17 protein-coding genes and 3 tRNA genes are annotated in these 16,895 nt (G+C 40.1%); 3 read left to right on the top strand and 17 right to left on the bottom strand.

From position 1 onward, the window contains the following. Positions 1–723: 723 nt before the first annotated feature. The 6 genes from J7K93_14090 to J7K93_14115 all read right to left on the bottom strand — a co-directional run bounded on the left by J7K93_14090 (position 724) and on the right by J7K93_14115 (position 7,956). Positions 724–2,199 carry an MFS transporter gene (locus J7K93_14090; protein MCD6118133.1) on the bottom strand — a complete coding sequence of 492 codons (1,476 nt, stop codon included), beginning with the start codon at positions 2,197–2,199 and terminating at the stop codon, positions 724–726. Positions 2,200–2,694: 495 nt separating this feature from the next. Next, a complete protein-coding gene (locus J7K93_14095) occupies positions 2,695–4,785 on the bottom strand; it encodes a hypothetical protein (GenBank protein ID MCD6118134.1) in 2,091 nt (696 codons plus the stop codon). Positions 4,786–4,906: 121 nt separating this feature from the next. Then, positions 4,907–5,737, bottom strand: coding sequence for an AmmeMemoRadiSam system protein B (amrB, locus tag J7K93_14100; protein ID MCD6118135.1), 831 nt, complete (start codon positions 5,735–5,737; stop codon positions 4,907–4,909). A gap of 26 nt (positions 5,738–5,763) precedes the next feature. Then, on the bottom strand, positions 5,764–6,633 hold the full coding sequence (locus J7K93_14105) for a diacylglycerol kinase family lipid kinase (GenBank protein ID MCD6118136.1): 870 nt from the start codon (positions 6,631–6,633) through the stop codon (positions 5,764–5,766). Positions 6,634–6,898: 265 nt separating this feature from the next. Beyond that, positions 6,899–7,060 (bottom strand): PHP domain-containing protein, encoded by a 162-nt coding sequence (locus J7K93_14110; protein ID MCD6118137.1) that lies wholly within the window; start codon positions 7,058–7,060, stop codon positions 6,899–6,901. After that, positions 7,060–7,956, bottom strand: coding sequence for a DUF2520 domain-containing protein (locus J7K93_14115; protein ID MCD6118138.1), 897 nt, complete (start codon positions 7,954–7,956; stop codon positions 7,060–7,062). Before J7K93_14115 ends, J7K93_14110 begins: the two co-directional genes overlap by 1 nt. A gap of 125 nt (positions 7,957–8,081) precedes the next feature. Here J7K93_14115 and J7K93_14120 point away from each other — a divergent pair, with 125 nt between their 5' ends. Beyond that, complete coding sequence (locus tag J7K93_14120) at positions 8,082–9,752, top strand: nucleoside kinase (protein ID MCD6118139.1); 1,671 nt, start codon at positions 8,082–8,084, stop codon at positions 9,750–9,752. Between the two features lie 148 nt (positions 9,753–9,900). Here J7K93_14120 and J7K93_14125 read toward each other — a convergent pair whose 3' ends face one another. Together J7K93_14125 and J7K93_14130 are read right to left on the bottom strand one after the other, a co-directional pair. Continuing rightward, positions 9,901–10,437, bottom strand: a complete 537-nt coding sequence (locus tag J7K93_14125) for a transposase (protein ID MCD6118140.1) — start codon at positions 10,435–10,437, stop codon at positions 9,901–9,903. Continuing rightward, positions 10,427–11,035: a transposase gene (locus tag J7K93_14130; GenBank protein ID MCD6118141.1), complete on the bottom strand. Its 609-nt coding sequence runs from the start codon at positions 11,033–11,035 to the stop codon at positions 10,427–10,429. Before J7K93_14130 ends, J7K93_14125 begins: the two co-directional genes overlap by 11 nt. A 168-nt stretch (positions 11,036–11,203) precedes the next feature. On the opposite strand from J7K93_14130, the gene J7K93_14135 reads away from it, so the two are divergent. Beyond that, positions 11,204–11,968 carry a radical SAM protein gene (locus tag J7K93_14135; GenBank protein ID MCD6118142.1) on the top strand — a complete coding sequence of 255 codons (765 nt, stop codon included), beginning with the start codon at positions 11,204–11,206 and terminating at the stop codon, positions 11,966–11,968. Here the strand turns inward: J7K93_14135 and J7K93_14140 are convergent. The 9 genes from J7K93_14140 to J7K93_14180 all read right to left on the bottom strand — a co-directional run bounded on the left by J7K93_14140 (position 11,946) and on the right by J7K93_14180 (position 15,800). Beyond that, on the bottom strand, positions 11,946–13,109 hold the full coding sequence (locus tag J7K93_14140; GenBank protein MCD6118143.1) for a DNA photolyase: 1,164 nt from the start codon (positions 13,107–13,109) through the stop codon (positions 11,946–11,948). The genes J7K93_14135 and J7K93_14140 overlap by 23 nt on opposite strands. After that, positions 13,106–14,056, bottom strand: a complete 951-nt coding sequence (locus J7K93_14145; protein ID MCD6118144.1) for a ParB-like nuclease domain-containing protein — start codon at positions 14,054–14,056, stop codon at positions 13,106–13,108. Before J7K93_14145 ends, J7K93_14140 begins: the two co-directional genes overlap by 4 nt. Before the next feature lie 35 nt (positions 14,057–14,091). Next, complete coding sequence (locus J7K93_14150) at positions 14,092–14,760, bottom strand: HAD family phosphatase (protein ID MCD6118145.1); 669 nt, start codon at positions 14,758–14,760, stop codon at positions 14,092–14,094. Positions 14,761–14,838: 78 nt separating this feature from the next. Beyond that, a tRNA-Leu gene (locus J7K93_14155) sits at positions 14,839–14,923 on the bottom strand. A 9-nt stretch (positions 14,924–14,932) separates the two neighbouring features. Continuing rightward, positions 14,933–15,005, bottom strand: a tRNA-Cys gene (locus J7K93_14160). 9 nt (positions 15,006–15,014) lie between these two features. After that, positions 15,015–15,087 (bottom strand) — tRNA-Gly (locus J7K93_14165). Between the two features lies 1 nt (position 15,088). Next, positions 15,089–15,229 (bottom strand): hypothetical protein, encoded by a 141-nt coding sequence (locus tag J7K93_14170; protein MCD6118146.1) that lies wholly within the window; start codon positions 15,227–15,229, stop codon positions 15,089–15,091. A 54-nt stretch (positions 15,230–15,283) separates the two neighbouring features. Next, complete coding sequence (locus J7K93_14175; protein MCD6118147.1) at positions 15,284–15,466, bottom strand: hypothetical protein; 183 nt, start codon at positions 15,464–15,466, stop codon at positions 15,284–15,286. Positions 15,467–15,632: 166 nt separating this feature from the next. After that, positions 15,633–15,800, bottom strand: coding sequence for a DUF3179 domain-containing protein (locus tag J7K93_14180; protein MCD6118148.1), 168 nt, complete (start codon positions 15,798–15,800; stop codon positions 15,633–15,635). A gap of 194 nt (positions 15,801–15,994) precedes the next feature. Between J7K93_14180 and J7K93_14185 the strand changes: the two genes are divergently transcribed. Continuing rightward, entirely contained in the window at positions 15,995–16,879 is an 885-nt protein-coding gene (locus J7K93_14185) for a hypothetical protein (GenBank protein MCD6118149.1), read from the top strand. Positions 16,880–16,895: the final 16 nt, after the last annotated feature.

Consider the following 16,895-nt stretch of genomic DNA (forward strand, 5'->3'; position numbering starts at 1 on the left):
AACCAGGGGTGGAGGGGTTAGTCAATAACGTAGGTAATCCTCCACACCACCTCCTCTGGATGCCCGTTTTCACGGGCATGACAGGATTGAAAATCTTTTTTGCCGGCATCCTGAGAATTTCCGCCACAACAGCTCTCCGGGGTGTCTTTCCCGCATGTTTTTAGCGGGAAACCAGGGGTGGAGGGGTTAGTCACAAATGTATGCAACCACCCCACACCCCTCTGGATGCCCGTTTTCACGGGCATGACAGGATTGAAAATCTTTTTTGCCGGCATCTGAAAATTTCCGTTAAAAAAATGTTAAAAAACGAACGCCCGGAATCAAATTCTGTTTGAGCCCCGATTTTACTATATTTATAATCAAAAAGAAATCGGGACGAGTTTATTTGATTCAGAGAGTTTTTTGACATTTTTAGGAAATTTTCGGCAGCCGGCGTTTTTTGGGTACTTTTTTTTGAAAAAAGTGCCGTACATAGAAATGAAATAAAAAGATGAATTTGACAGTTAAAAGGATATCCTCCACACCTCCCCCTCTGGATACCTCCCGATTCCATCGGGACGAGCATGACAGGTTTGAAAATCTTTTTTCCGGCATCTGGAAATTTCCTTTAATTTTTTTTAAATTCGTGTTAATTCGTGTAATTCGTGGATTAATTTGTGGATAATCACCCGGGATGGGCATCCCGGGTGATCGAAATGTATTAAACTTCTGGTCTATGCCTGATTAATGATTAGACGGCAGTTCAAGGCCGTATCCCTGTTTCTTGTCAGCACGCAACAGCAAATAAGCAAGGAAAATAGAAATTACACCAAGCGCCACTAACATCAAAATTGGTATAGTATAATTATAAGGCGGTATTACTCCCGAAGCTTTCAAAGCATCAATACGCCCTGGAATATCCATTCTGCTTACCCCATCGGCAAGTAACTGATCACGAGTTGACTGAATCTGAGTGACAATTTTAGGATTCATCACATTCACCATCTTTCCGATACCCCAGAAAAAGGCTGACAAACCGTAATTCTGAATGGTAAACATTGTTGCATAAGCTGTACCCAACCGTTTCAGCGGGACAATCTTTGATGTTGCAGGCCACATTGCTGCTGGAACCAGCGAAAATGCGATTCCCAGGGAGAAGAGGCCCAAATATCCTAAACTAACACTATTGAATACGGAAAGGGACAGGTGAGCAAATATAAGCAGCAGAGAGCCTACAATCATCAGACTGGCTGCTCTGCCTTTTTTATCTACTATATTGCCGAAGACCGGAGTAAATAAAATTGTACCGAGAGGAATAAGGCTTGTCACTTTTGGAGCAGTATGGAAAAAAGCATAAATTTTGTCCCAAAGAGACGCTCCTGTCAGGTCAGGCATAGTGTTGGTAAACCCGAATTTGTTTATTAGCAAATCCGGAGCGTACTGAATAAATGGAAACACGGCAGCATAAAATGATACGCATAGAAAAGCGATATAGAGAAATGAAGGATTAGTTAACAGATCTTTAAGATCTTTTAGTTTAAATTCATCTCCTGATTCACCGTCCACGGGATTACCCAGTTCTTTTTCCCTACGTTCATATTTTACATCAAACACCAGATAAATAAGGAACATAATCACTGCCAGACCGATCAGTGAAGCTCCAAACACAATGCCTTTATACACACTTCCGCCGGCAACTTCAATGCCGAAGAAATTACAGCCCGCTGTACCCAAACGGCCAATAGCTACGTTAATAGCCATTGCAAGAGCAAGTTCGTGCCCTTTGAACCATTTCACAATAGTACGGTTGGTCATGACACAGACTGTTTCAAGGCCCATTCCGAATAAAATACGTCCAACAATCATTCCAATCATCATGGAGTGCTTGTCCTGTCCAAAGAGGCCATTACTAGCAAAAGCCATTATAAAAGCACCTGTTGTCGCAATACTGCCAAACACTATACCTGTTTTCCGTGTGCCCCAGCGGTCAAGAGCTATACCTCCTACAATAATCATCAGCGCCATATTGGCCCAGCTGACAGATGCAAGCACCGTACCGAACATATTATTATCAAAACCAAGCTCTGTCTCAATTAATCCTTTTAAAGGGCCGAGACAATCATTAAACCAATACGTTGCAAACAATAATCCGCTTAAAAGTAAAAGGGCAGACCAGCGCATTACTGCACTATCATTCAACCTCTTCTTCAGATGTTCCATTATTAACCCTTTCAAATGTCTGTTTCTGCAAATAGCACATTGTTTCGGTCATGTCGGTTTGACATAATGGCATATTGTATTACTGCGTGAATCATCTCCTGAAATACAGTCCGCTATACTCTTCTCCATTTTTACCGGTTATTTTCCATAAAGGATATACTACAGTTGGACTAAAAAGACTGAATTTGATATGTATAATACTCTTTTCCAAAATTAAAAGCAACCGAAATTTAAGGGCGTTATTCATGAGCGCATTAACGATAAACCGCTTACAAACTGCAAATAAATGATCATGAACATGTTAATCCGGCTATAGCGAGAGTATCAGGAAGCATCGGTATTAAGACGGATGCCCCTTATAAATAGCCGCCGGAAATGCAGATACAAAACGATCAAATTCTCTAATCTAAATACTGAGGAACAATGCGAGCGTAAGCACGAGAATTATTAAATTTATACAACAATTTTCATAGGCCAAATGTCCGCATTACACTACTATTTCTCTAAAAACCTCTCTTTAAAAGTAGGATATTGTCCAGCCATCTTCAGGAAAGCATCAAGAGGAACAACCTCAAACTCGGAACTGAGCCTCCCAAGAATTGATTTTACTCTGCTTACATCACTCCATTGACGAACATGCATAAGTAAGAAATAGGGACGGACACTGTTGATTCGGGCCAATTCACGAAGATCCTCTGCTGCCTCTTCTTCCTTCCGATCCGGAGATAAATAATAATCAAATGAAATCAGAGGACGGCCTTTTCGGCTGTAAAAGGTAAAGGAGGGTGCATAGCCGTTTATAAAGCCTATGGCCTGGGGCATGCCCAGAAAATAGGCACCAACCACTTCACGGGTCAGCTCTGTGTTCCCTTCAACAGTAGCACCTTCCGAATAATCCATTATCTCAAAAATATTTAGATCAAGCTTTTTCATCAGAGTATCCGCTTTTGCTATCAGACGCGGCAGAAGATACGGAGGCACTGCTTTAGGGTAGAGATAACCAGGGCCGGATAGAGAGCCTATAAAATAGTCGTTAGGAGTAGCCTCGCTGTAAAAAAACTCCAGCATGGCAGGGGCAAGCCAGTACCAGTTCATAGTTACCTCCCAGGCATAGGGCAGTTCACCCCGACCGGGACGTGTCCACGCACCCAGCCCCAGGCAGTCGGTCTGCACGCATGCAATGTACACTTTTTTCTGCGGCTTGTAAATTTTTCCAGGTATAAGATTGTGATTATTGCGAAATTTAAATCCTGGTGATTTCTGCACCTTGCTGGAAAAACTGAGATTCGGCAGAGTGTGCAGCCCTTCTACGCGAAAACCGAATTTTGAGACCAGGGTGACTTGATCCCTCTCTTTATCTTTAACATAGGAATGCCAGCCGAAAATAATGGACATCGGTTTTAAATCAGCAAGCAAATCTTTTGCAAGCTCATACTCATCAGTATCTGACGGCTTTGTAGACAAATCCTGAAAAAATGCTCTCCTGCATATACCCCAGTCTGCTACTCCGGGTTTCATAATGCTGCCGCCTTCGCCTCCAAGCCATACTATAATATCATGAGAGCAGCTGGCCCAGTAGCGGTCTTTTGCCCAGCGGTAAATTTCGGCATCAGTCCAGCCCCTGAAGCGTCCCCGGAAATCCTCAAGGCAGGGCAGGCCGGCTTTTTGAGCCATTGGAATCAGCGCCTCATCTACAACCACGGCATCTTTAATTCCAGCCGCAGTAAAAGCAACAATCAGAGAAGTCCGCACCTCCCGGTCCCAGACCACATAACCGCGGGGGACAGAGGAAAAAGTTCTAAGAGCCTGAGCAGCAGTCTTCAATTCCCGGAAAGTGTAATAGTGTTTAGCTTTTAGAAAATTCATCACATCAGGTGTGAAGCGGAAATCCCATGTTTCCGGATATATGAAGTACAGCCGCGGCCCGGAACGATTAATTAGTCCCTGCAGGCTGATTAGCAGAGCCTGCTGATTTAGTCCGCCGTCAATCCGCCAGTCATCTGCAAGTTTCATAAAAAATGCATCCCGTTCCCCCTTTCTCTTCAGGACATACTGCATTGAAAAAGAGTCCAAACGGGTGGATCGCTTGACAGTATAACGGAGAATCCTGCCGCTGCCGGTCAACATATATTCATGGTGTATCTTTATTCGTCTTATCCCCTGTGAGCTGCGCACATCAACTAATTCCAGCAGATCAAGCAGTGTATCGCCTGCAGATTTCACTGTTTTTATTATTCGTTCATTCCCGACAGGCAGAGATAGCCCCATAAAAACATTCGTTGGAAAGACTCTGTCTGAAATGGGAATTCTGACACTCCCGCCTTTGCAAGGTACTGTAATCACACGATCCAGAGTACGGGTTCCCTGTCCCCAGCGGTGAGTTATACGAACGCTGTCAGCAGCATACTCTATTCGGATAGTCAGCATTCTGTACAGGCCAATTTCAGAACTCTTCTCCGGGATAAGAACCCACTGTCCGGATAAAGTTCTGTTCCGAGCTGTGAAAGTTCTATTCCGAGCTGTGGAAGTACCTGCCAGAATAATCATCCACAAAATAAAAAACCATGTTTGTATCAGTCTTTTCATGATAATCAGCCCCAATTATGCCGGTAAAGGAATGGTGTATACGCAATATTTTTATATCATAGTCTGCATACTATGCAATCAAATAAAATTATGGTTTTACATAATATTTTTCCCGAATCTCTTATCTATCTGTGACAGCCGCGGCAAGATACCCGACAGTGTATTCTCCAATAATTTTTCTCCCGGTTATTTCCGAAGAATTCGTATGATTCAGTATGCTGACTTTTTCTGCTCCCCACCTGAGCGTAGTCTCGAGAAGTATTGATATGGGAACTTTACCGCATATTGTGCAGTCTCTGCGGTTCAGGATTTCTCTTGTTTTTTCAATATCAAAACTTTTTAATGCTTCAATAAACCTGTTATCATTTTCTTCAACCTGCCTGTAATCATCTATATGATGCATATCACTGCTTGCAACTATAAGCGTACTGTCTCTGTCAAGAATTCCGGCCAGCGCATCTGCAATATCTTTTACATTATTCACATCACTGTGTCCAATTAGAATCGGAACAATGGAAAAATCTTTAATTGCATGCTGAAGAAAAGGGAGCTGAATTTCTAAGGAGTGTTCGTCATCTCCCGAAATATATGCAAGGTTGACCTCTTTCCTGATATTATCAAGTATTTGATGGTCTACAGGTACAAGCCCTAAAGGGGTTTTGTAATATTTCTCTGCATTAGTCATGTACCTGCTGACAGCGGTTCTGTGCATTGGTGCAATTATAACAACTGTTTTAAAATCATAACCTATGATTTGCCTGTAAGCATATGCTGCTGTCTGTCCCGAATAAAGGTACCCTGCATGAGGGCTAATCAGGCCCATTACTCTTCTTTTTAAATCACTTTTTGCAGTCTTTGAAAAATAACCGGATATCAGGCTTTCAAGTTTCTGTCTATTGCCGGGGTACCAAGTTCCTGCCACAGCAGGCTGTCTGATCTCCTCTTTATCCATGTTTGCCTCTTATCTGTTTTTCAAACCTAACAAAAAACTTCAATAGCCCCGGGTACTATTTCTGCTTCCATTGGTAAAAACCCTAAAAGATCGCCATCTACCTGAACCGGAGTCTCCTTATCCGAGCTCAGCACTGCTTTCTTAATCCGATAGTATAATACATCAGTAAAATTGGTGTGCAGTCCGGATATAACTCCAATTGCAAATCTCACAAGATCAAGCTGAGTCTTACCTTTGTAAATTATTACATCAAGGAAACCATCGTCTATCTCCGCAAAAGGCGCAACCTTGTGCACACCGCCGTAAAAATGTGTGTTGCTGATTAACACAAAGATCCCCGACTCTTTTATTTTGCCTCCATCTATTTCTATATTAATCCTGGTCGGAATGTATCCGAAAAAATCTTTTACTCCCGCAGCAATATAAGCATATCTCTTTATAATTTTTTTCACCTTAAGATTTGTTTTCATTACCGCATGTGCATCATATCCGCAGCTAGCCATCATTGAAAAATATCTTCCGTTGATTTTTCCAAGATCAATCCGTCTTGGCCGTTTTTCAGTAATTGTTCTTGCAGCATCAAATATATCAATCCTGATTCCAAGTTCACGTGCAAGTACATTACTGCCGCCGATAGGCAAAATACCAAGTACTACATTCGAACCGGCAAGACCGTTAATTACTTCATTTATTGTTCCGTCTCCGCTTACAGATATAACGCATTCGAATCTATTCTTAACTGCTTCTTTTGCAATGTGTAAAGCATGTTCAGGCCCTTTTGTAAACTGGACAGACAGCTCAAATCCGTTATCCTTTAAAATCTGCATGGCGGATTTTAAATATTTCTTAACAATACGCGGATTCGTATCCCGATTAACAATCACCTTTGTTTTCATACTGTTTTGCCTTTGATTCGGAATCGAAACTTTTAATTAAATTATTTTTTATCGGAGTAGTATATTTTATTGATTGAAAGTATCAATGTCAATACTTATTTGAGTTTTACTGGCACCCCCCGAAAAAGTATGGAAATTGTACTGCATGTTTTTACCCCGGCATTAGAAAAATCTCCGGCTGCTGCAAATCTCCTACTCTTCCTTCTGCTTGATACTAAAACAAACTGGAGAACCTTCTCCAATTTACCCATGCATATTAACTCTTTTAATTATGCAATCTTACGATACTCTCGCTAACACTGCACGGAGCATGATCACTGAAACCTATCTCTTTTAACCCTTTTGATATAGATTGTTCAACATAGCTCTCCATCTCCCCTTCCGCATGGCCGCATAATTTGGTATGTATATGGTAATCAGTCAAAATTAAATCTTGTACTCCTTAATAACATCATTAAATAAAATTTCTAATTTATCGATTTTTTGTGAATCAGTACCTTGAGCCTGTGCGATTTTAAGGGTTCTTTTGCCGAGGATCGAGTACACAACAGCAAGTTCACTGTCTTTTTCAATAAGAGCTTTTATATGGTTCCTCACAGTAGAAACATCACCTCTGCTAATTGGGCCTGTCAGAGATTTTACTCCACCTTGCCTGAAAAAATTCTCCACACTTCTGTCTGCAAGATGATAAAATGATTCTGCCGGAATCTCTCCTGACATTCTGCCTGAAACCTCTTCTGCAAAGCTTAAAAGTGTTATAAGATAATTGGAAGCAATCGTACATCCTGCATGATACAGGATTTTATCCTCTCCGGAAATTTCAAAAGAAGACCCTCCGATATCTTTAACTATATTTTTTAGAAATTCGACTGCTCTCCTGTCCCCCTCAAGTGCAACATAGCAATCCAGGCTGCTGCTCCGGAACTCATCTGCAAATGTCATACATGGATGCATGGAGGCAACAAATGCGCCTCTTTGCCTGCACTTATCCAGAATATTTGAATCCTCAACTCCTGAAAGGTGCGCAATTACAGAACCGCTTCTCACAATGCCGTAATCCGCTAATTGAGACGATATACTCTCTATCTCAATATCCGGCACCGCAATAATAAGAAAATCGTACTTATTATCCAGGTCAGACAGGTTTATTCCGTATTTTACAGCATTTACAGCTTTGCCGCACCTCTTTGCTCTTTCCGAATCTTTATCTATAATATTTAAGAATTTATACCCTTGTTTTGCAAGCAAGTATGCAACAGCAAAACCTGCTCTTCCGGCACCTATCAGACTGATTTTTTTTGTAAATAGCTGCTTCCGTATCATTTTTAACCTCTTTAATTTACAGAATATTAAAAAGTAGCCAAACTATTGGAATTTGTCAATAAAATTACTTGTTATAAAGATATTTTTTTATTAAATTAATATAAGATTATGGAAGAGATGAAATCATGCTGATACGAACAAAAGAAAATACTTTTACCGTTCACTTCTCTGACGGAAGTGAAAAAATCTACATCAAGGGTACAAATATCAAAGAAATCCTTGACCTCACAAGGCCCCCTCAGATGGACACTATTGTCATAGCACTCATTAATAAAGAGCCGATGGACCTTAACCTGAAACTATATTCGGACTGCACCCTGACCTGGGTAAGAGAAAAAACTCCTGAAGCATATAAATCTTACCAATCCAGCCTTAGCCTTGTACTTGTAAGGGCAGTTGAAGAGCTTTTCCCGAGGATCAAACTTGTAATAGACCATTCAATCGGCAACGGCATATACTGCGAAATGAAGGGCAGAAAGAAAATCAGCTCTTTGAAGGTTAAAAAAATAAAAAAGCGTATGCAGGAAATTATTGAGCGTAACGATCCTATTGAGCCTGTCTCTCTCCTGCTAAAACCTGCGTTAAGCCGCCTTGAGAAAAGAGGCGAAGACCCGGATTTTATTTCGGGCAACCTGGAAATCTCCCGGCTTGTACTTCATAAATGCGGGAGTACAACAACATTCCTCGGGAATGCACTTTTCCCGTCAACAGGGTACATTCATACATTTAACCTTTTCTCATGGGCAAATGGTATGGTTCTGGTATTTCCGGAGCCGGAAGACCTTGAAACAATTCCCTCGTTTCCCAACCCGCGCAAGCTGTTTTCAGTATTCCATGAATTCGGACACTGGGAGCAGATTCTTCAAATTGACAAATCATCCGGAATAAACAGAGCAGTTAAACAAGGTACAATAGGAGATTTTATTAAAATTTCCGAAGGGCTGCATGAAAAAAGAATTTCTCACATTGCTGACACTATCACAAAAAAGAGAAAAAGGCACAGAGTCATCTTAATTGCCGGGCCCTCTTCATCAGGAAAAACAACGTTTGTTAAACGTCTTGTAATTCAATTAAGAGTAAACGGATTATCTCCTCTCATGCTGTCACTTGATGATTACTTTATTGACAGGGACCTGGCCCCACTTGATGATGACGGAAAGCCTGACTGGGAATCTCCTGCTTCACTTGACCTTCACAAGCTCAACAGAGATATTAAAGCTTTAATTAATGGGAAAGAAGTTCAGCTTCCGAGATTTGATTTTAAGATTGGTAAAAGTTTACCGGGTAAAACCGTAAAATTAAAACCCCATCAGCCTATCTTGATTGAAGGTATACACGGGCTTAATGACAACATTACCAGTTCAGTGCCGGCTAATAAGAAACTTAAAATTTATGTAAGCACTCTGACCCAGCTGAACATAACAGACCATATCAGAATCCCTACAAGCGATATCAGGCTTTTACGAAGAATGATTCGGGATAACCAATTCCGATCCCACTCTCCTGAAGATACAATAATAACATGGCCGTCTGTACGATCAGGAGAAGACAAGTACATTTTCCCTCTTCAGGAAAACGCTGATATTATTTTTAACACTGCACTTTCGTATGAACCTGCTGTTTTACGAACTGTGCTTGAACCGGTTCTTGAAAGTATACAAATCACAAGTGAAGCATATACAGAGGCAAGACGGCTGTTGATGATATTGAAATACTTCCTCCCTGTAGAGACAAAGTATGTACCGTCAAATTCCATTCTGCGTGAATTTATCGGAGAAAGCAGTTTTTCGTACTAATCCGGTGATTAGACTAAATTCCGCAGATCAAATGCACTCAAATCAGCTGGACAATATAAAAACCGTATAATTTTACTCGCAGGCCGCAAATTTTCTATGCTGCAGAAATGTTTCAAAATATAAGAGTTCATTCTAAAAACAATGGAAATCAAACCTGTACGCAATAAGGTTCATAGTCGTATATGAAATTAAATATTTTACTAAATATGGATAATACAAATCGTTCTTTGAAATAATCGTAAAATTGTTTGATACAAGATACAGCAATGTCGGGATTATCCTGAATATAACGATATATTCTCCCGAAATTGACAGACATAGCAACCGAAAAGGCAAATATCGATGCTTTGAACGCACCTCTGACTTTCAGCTTGCCTTTCGGCATCTTACATACAAATTCATTGATTGTGGCCTCTACATTGTTACGCAACTTCAGGCGCTCGGCTGGTATAGATGCCCTTTGCTTTAATCGTCTTTTTCTCAAATAGTCATCGCGATTAAAATAAAACATTCTATGTTTTTTCATCAGGATTGAAGCACAGACAGCCCGTTTCTCACATTTTTGACAAACGGCCAAATCGAATTCAGCCTTGAATCTATTTCTGCATTTTTTAGAATTTACTTTTTGATAGGGGCAGGAAACGATATATTTATCTTCGCCTGTTTGCTCAATCTCAATTGACATATGAGCCAAAACGTCCTTTGAAACGTTTTTTGTCCGATTCAGACAAAACACGAAAGATGCGAATGATCATCTCAACTAGCAGCTGAAGACGACTGTAGTTCCTTATATTGGAACCTGCAAAGGTAGAATCTGTCCTCTGGATATTGGTCTTCAGTTTAAGATATCTTAACTGTTTTTCAGTCAGATGATCAAACACCTGCTCCAACAGGTTCTCGCCCGTTTTGATGAAATGATCGTTCAACCGGTTCTGAAAATTGAAAAGCGTTGCACAACAAAACGGCATTGTTACCAAATCATCAAGACCAAGTGCGATTCTTACCAACAGGTTAAACCTGATGTTCTGAAAAAGTTCGTTGTATGTCCACACGCGACGATTCTGCAAAATTAAGGCCGATACCATAGAATTAATCGGCGCATTGGGGCGGCTCTTTTTATCTGAGTACAGCACTGAAAAGATATCCTCATTAATGTTGCAAAAGATCAAATTGTAAAAATGATGCTCTTCAGATTTGATAGCATGTTTTTTGAGTGACTCAGGCATTGTACTTTGCATGCCGAACATATCTGCCTGAAGGTGCTTTGTGTTTTTCTTAAACATAGACATTCCTGATTGTGTTTTTAACTCTGATTTTATGTCTCTAATTTATTAATTTCTATGCAATTAAGCAAGTAATTTAAATAATTTTAATTACTAATTCAAATACCTTTTTAGAGTGGACTCATAAATGACATAGAAACAAGTTTCCCAATCTCAACCTACACTCCCATGATGTCTCCTCTTGAAATAACGAGAGGCTGTTTTTACCGCTGTACATACTGCCAGACAGGAGGTGCAAAACCCATACACAGATCAATATCATCTGCACGGAAATATCTTGAGGAGCTTGTAAAAAGAGACTATCTTTTCAGGGTTGGATTCATAAACCCCAGCGGATTTGAATACGGAGCATCAGGGCCCGGGCGAACTGACAAACACGAGATTGAGAGGCTGCTCCGCATGTTTAAACAGCAGGGCATACGTCATCTTGAATACGGAATATTCCCTTCGGAGCTGAGACCTAATACAATAGAACCTGATCTTCTTGACCTTATTGTTAAATACTGCTCTAATAAGAAGATCGTCATAGGCGGTCAGTCAGGATCAGACCGTATTTTAAAAAAAATGCGCAGTGGCCACACAAAAGAAGATGTTACAATATCCTGTGCTTTAAGCAGAGAAGCAGGCCTTGTTCCGTACGTTGATTTTATTATCGGCTATCCTGATGAAACAGAGCAGGACACTCTTGAAACCATTGAATTTGCAAGGGAGCTTAATCTTAAATTTAATGCAAGGACACAAATGCACTTTTTCCTCCCTCTTGCAGGTACTCCTCTTTACAGCAGTGAACCCGCTTTTTTAAGTAAGAAGGTTATACAAATACTTGAAAAATATGTAAAGGACGGTGTGTGTACAGACTGGTGGAAACAGGGAATATTAATATCAAAAAAAATAGTGGAAATGAAAAAAATCAGGAAAGCTGATCCCGGCTGAAATCATCCTCTTTGTAATTTTTGCGATCAGGTTTTTCCATATTAAGCTCAGGGAATCTTTTATACATGGAACGGGCAAACCAGAAATCCAGTTCTTCATCAGAGGCAGGATGTTTCCCCATTACAGAATCCCACACCCAGGGGGGCTCCATACAGAAATAGACAAACAGATCCTTTGAAAACTTTCTAATCTCATTGAACACATGGCGGAAAAGCTCAACACGCAGAGGCAGAATATACCGCATTTTATTATCAATACCTCTGATCATTTCCTCGTAAATTATTTTTGTACCGGGAAAACGATCTTTAATAATATTTTTTAAAGGAGGGGGAAAACGCAGAGCACCAAGACTTATCCATGCTATTCTGTCTTCTTTGACACTTGAAAAAATCTGCCTCACAACATCTGAATAGCCATGCTTCCACCCCGGATACAGAATCAGCGGATCAAAATGAAACGCGAGCATGCACCCGTGATCCTGACATTTCTTTGCAGAACCAAGCCGCTCTTTTAAAGATGCTGACCGGAGTTCCTCTTTTCTGACAATTTCATCAGGATTAACAGACCAGGCAGCAACTACATTATCAGGCGGAGATGACAATAAATTATCAACAAACGATGCCTTGGTCTTAAGTTCAATTACAGCATTTTTCTTTTTTTCAAAAAAACGGGCAATATCTGATGAAAAGCCTGTTAAATCATCAAGAGCAAGACTGTCTGCAAATTCACCTGTGCCTATGCGGAAAAATCTGTGCGGTTCCGATTTAAGGACCCTGTCTATGTCAGCAAAAATATCGTGTCTGTTTGTAAATACAGTAAGACAGGGACGTTCAAGATAACCCTGAAGCACACAATAGGTACAGTCCATTGGGCAGTGGTTGGCGCTGTTAATCACTGTGTATTTGCAGCAGATATACGGATCTGCAGTACCGGGGCAGGGCTTTACACTGCCTCCATTCTGCACTGTAAGCAGAAGAATCCTCTTTCCTTTGGACAGAGGCAGATCTTTGACAATTTGTCCCGATTCATCCGGTTCTGCAATCTGAACAGGAACGTTCTTTGCTGTTGAACGCACTCTGTCTGCTATCTCATGGCTGAGAGATCTTTTATCTATTATGATTTTATCTAATTTATACTTCACGGCACAATAATTTCCAGCATCCGGTTCAACACTTTTCTATTACTCTCATCAGAGATCACAGATAAGATTCTGTCTGTATCTTTGCTTGATTTTATTTTTGCGGATATAAGTATCCCGGGATTCTCAAGAGTTCTGTCCCATTCAAATTTTATTCCGCCTGCTCCTTTTATCATCTTTCTTCTTTTTGTCAGATCATTATTAATCTGAATCATTTTCGGAAAACGCATACTTTGCAGCTCTTCTTTCAAATGAGCCAAAGCCTGATTCCTGTTTTCGTAAAATTCCGGTTTATTTTTCTCAGCGCGTTTGAGAATCCGCTCTGCCTGTTCTCCGGTTCTGCCCGATATATCCTGAACAAGTTCAATAATTTTGCCCAACTCAACTCCCCGTATGTGCAGCCTTTTTGCAAGATCCGTAAACAGAGTCTGTTCCAGTTCTGAAAGCCCTTTAAACATCGCAGTCTGGCGAAGGGAAAGATCGTACATTCCGATGTAATTTTGAACATCATCTGTAAAATTCAGGATTTCAACTGTTTTTTCTATAACTCCTCTCTCTTCAGGCAGATCAATCAATCTGCAAAAAGCCGCAATATCATGTTCCGTGACATCAAGCTCCGTCACAATCTTTAATATCCGTGCTTTTTCCGTGAGAGTGAATTTTCTGTTAACAGAGTGCACCTCAACCTCATTGTAAAATACCTGAGAGAGAGAAATATCCTCAGGTTTGATTCTGACTGGAATAGGATCAAGGCCTGCATTTTTTGAAGCTTCAAATCTGCTGAAACCGGAAATAAGTTGAAAGCCTTCCTTTTTGAGGGCAGCACAGGGAGGTGCAATAAGTCCGCTGTTTTTTATTGAAACATAAAGAGATGATATATCCCTTCTGTCTGAAAAACGCAAAGAGAAATCATCAAGGATTTCTCTTGTTTTAATTCTTTTTATGTCCATAATTCCGTGTCCTGCTTTTTTTCAACAGATTTCCATTAATCTTTTTGGCTCTTCTCATAGAGACTCTCAAAAAATTTCATATCAACTGACCTTAAATCATCAACAACAACATCTGCATCCGAATAATTCTGATTTTTACTGTTCGGACTTCTGAACCCTATACAAGTCATGCCTGCTGCTTTTGCAGCACGTATTCCGGAAGTGGAGTCTTCTATTACAACACACTCTTTTGGAGGGATATTCAGTCTTTCCGAAGTTTTGAGGAAAATATCCGGAAAGGGTTTTACCCTGTCTAACTCCTGCCCGCTTGTAACTGCTTTGAATGTATCTGTAAGTCCGAATTTTTCCAAAACAACATTGATAAGGTCAAAATCCGAACTTGATGCAAGAGCAAGGGAAATCCTGTTTTCTTTTAATTGAGAAACAAGCTCAAGAGCACCCGGGATAGGCTCCACCTCATCTCTGTACAGGGAGAGAAGGTTTTGAATGTGTACTGCATACAAATCATCAATTGCTGTATCAAGATTGTATTTCTGGATCATGCCTTTAAGTAGAATCCTCGGAGTCTGTCCCATGTATGCGTGGAATTCCTCGTCTGAGATATCCAGTCCGAAGGGTCCAAGAGTTTTTCTTTCAGCTTTTATATGCAGAGGCTCACTGTCAACTATAACGCCGTCCATATCAAAAATTACTGCTCCAAACATATTGACAATCCTATTCTCATGTTATAAAAAACCCACCGCAAGGGTGGGCTTTCCAAAATCTTAAATTTATCAGAGTAGTACCGGGAGCCGGAATCGAACCGGCACGTCCTTAAGGGACGAGGGATTTTAAGTCCCTTGCGTCTACCAATTCCGCCACCCCGGCGTTTTGGCGAGGCGGCGAGCGGATTCGAACCGCTGAATAAAGGTTTTGCAGACCTCTGCCTTAGCCACTTGGCTACGCCGCCTAAAAAAAGAGCGGGAAACGGGACTCGGACCCGCGACATTCACGTTGGCAACGTGACGCTCTACCAACTGAGCTATTCCCGCATCAATCTGATTCATCGTCTTTTCTCTGCAGCCGCCTGAGGATTTTCAGCCTCTTTTCCAGAACTCTGTTTCTGCTCTGTTTTGCAGACCTGGAAAGTACGAAAAGCAGGAAAAGTAAAAAAAGAACTATAAATAACTTCAATGGTCTTCTAATATAATAATTTTACCTTTTTTGTCAACAGGAAAAATAAAAAAATTAATTTATTTCCTGCAATTTACCGATTGCTATAAAACTGTATAGATTTCTCGCACACCCGTTCGGGCATTGATACTCTCTGAAGATATCCATGCACTCTTCATATGTCTCAGCTTTAAACTTCTTCACTGTATGACAGGCCTCACATGTAATTATCAATTCAGTATAAACAACATCAACCATTTTCTCCTGCCTCTTGCTTAAGGGATAAACCAATCTCCGGGCATCCGGCAGCATCAAATCCGCAGGAAATAATTTAACCCGAAAAATTTCTTCAGTTTATCAATTAAATTATCAGAATATATTAATTTTATCAAAAATAATCAAGTTCTTTCTTAACAGCCCTTAATTAATACAAAAGGGAATTCTTGTAAAATGCAAACCATGCAAAGGAAAAATCTACCGAATATGGAATCGGCCTTAAATTTTTGTTTTTCAATTTTCCCGACACACATCTGCCTGTTATATCCCATTTTGACTCTGTTTTCTTATCAATAAAATAGTCACCGCCTTTTATTCAAAATATAATATCACTCACATAAATGTCAAGCATTGATTTTGTACGACTAATTTATTTTTTTAACAATTAATATTGATTTTACAGAATATTTTAACTATCATTGAATATTGCAACAATTAAAGTGTTTAACCGTAAAGAATTGTGAATCCAATTTTACAAACCGCAATAAACTTCAAATCAGGAGGAAAGAAATGAAAAATTTCAAGTCAGGAAAAATTATTACATTTGTTCTTTTTACTTTGTTAATTGCATTGATTGCAGGATGCGCATCAAGCAGCCATATTTGGGGAAGCACTAAGACAGGGCTTATACTCTCATACAGATTTCCTTTAAACACTCCTTACACCTACAGGATGACTGCTGTTCAAAATCAAACTATGGAAATGATGGGAACTTCGAGAGAAACAAAAAATACTTTCACATCACAGTACACAGTTACATGCAAAAGCATGAAAGATAAAGACTATTCATTATCACTCAAACTCGACTCATTATCTTTATCAATTGATGCAATCGGAATACCAATGAACAAAAAGCCTGATCTCAGCTCATTAACAGGCAAAACTTTCGGTGTCGTTCTTTCTTCAAAAGGAGAGGAAAAAATTACAGGGGCAGATTCTTTAACTATCTCAATGGGTATGGGCAATAAACAATCAATCAAGAGGCAATTTGACTCCATTTTCCCGAATCTACCTGACTATCCTGTCAAAATCGGTGATTCATGGTCAGACACTACTGATAAAACTTTAGAGCAGAACGGATTGGATATTGATATGAATATGGTTCTTAAAAATGTAGTTGAAGGGTTCGAGACTGTAAACGGTGTAAAATGCGTAAGAATAAAGACAACAGGTACCGGAACAATGGAGGGATCAGGCCAATCGAGAGGTGCTGACATTACACTGGAAAGTGATATGGATATAGAAAGCGTATGGTACTTTGCCTATGAAACAGGAACATATATCAAGCTGCATTCCACTACAACTACGGACGGTTCCGTATCCGTCACCGGCCCGGCAAATATGACAATCCCCATGACAGGAGAAACTGCAACTGATGTCAATCTTGTAAAATAAAGATTATTTATATAAT

This window comes from bacterium, assembly GCA_021158245.1.
Classification (GTDB): Bacteria; Zhuqueibacterota; QNDG01; order QNDG01; family QNDG01; genus QNDG01.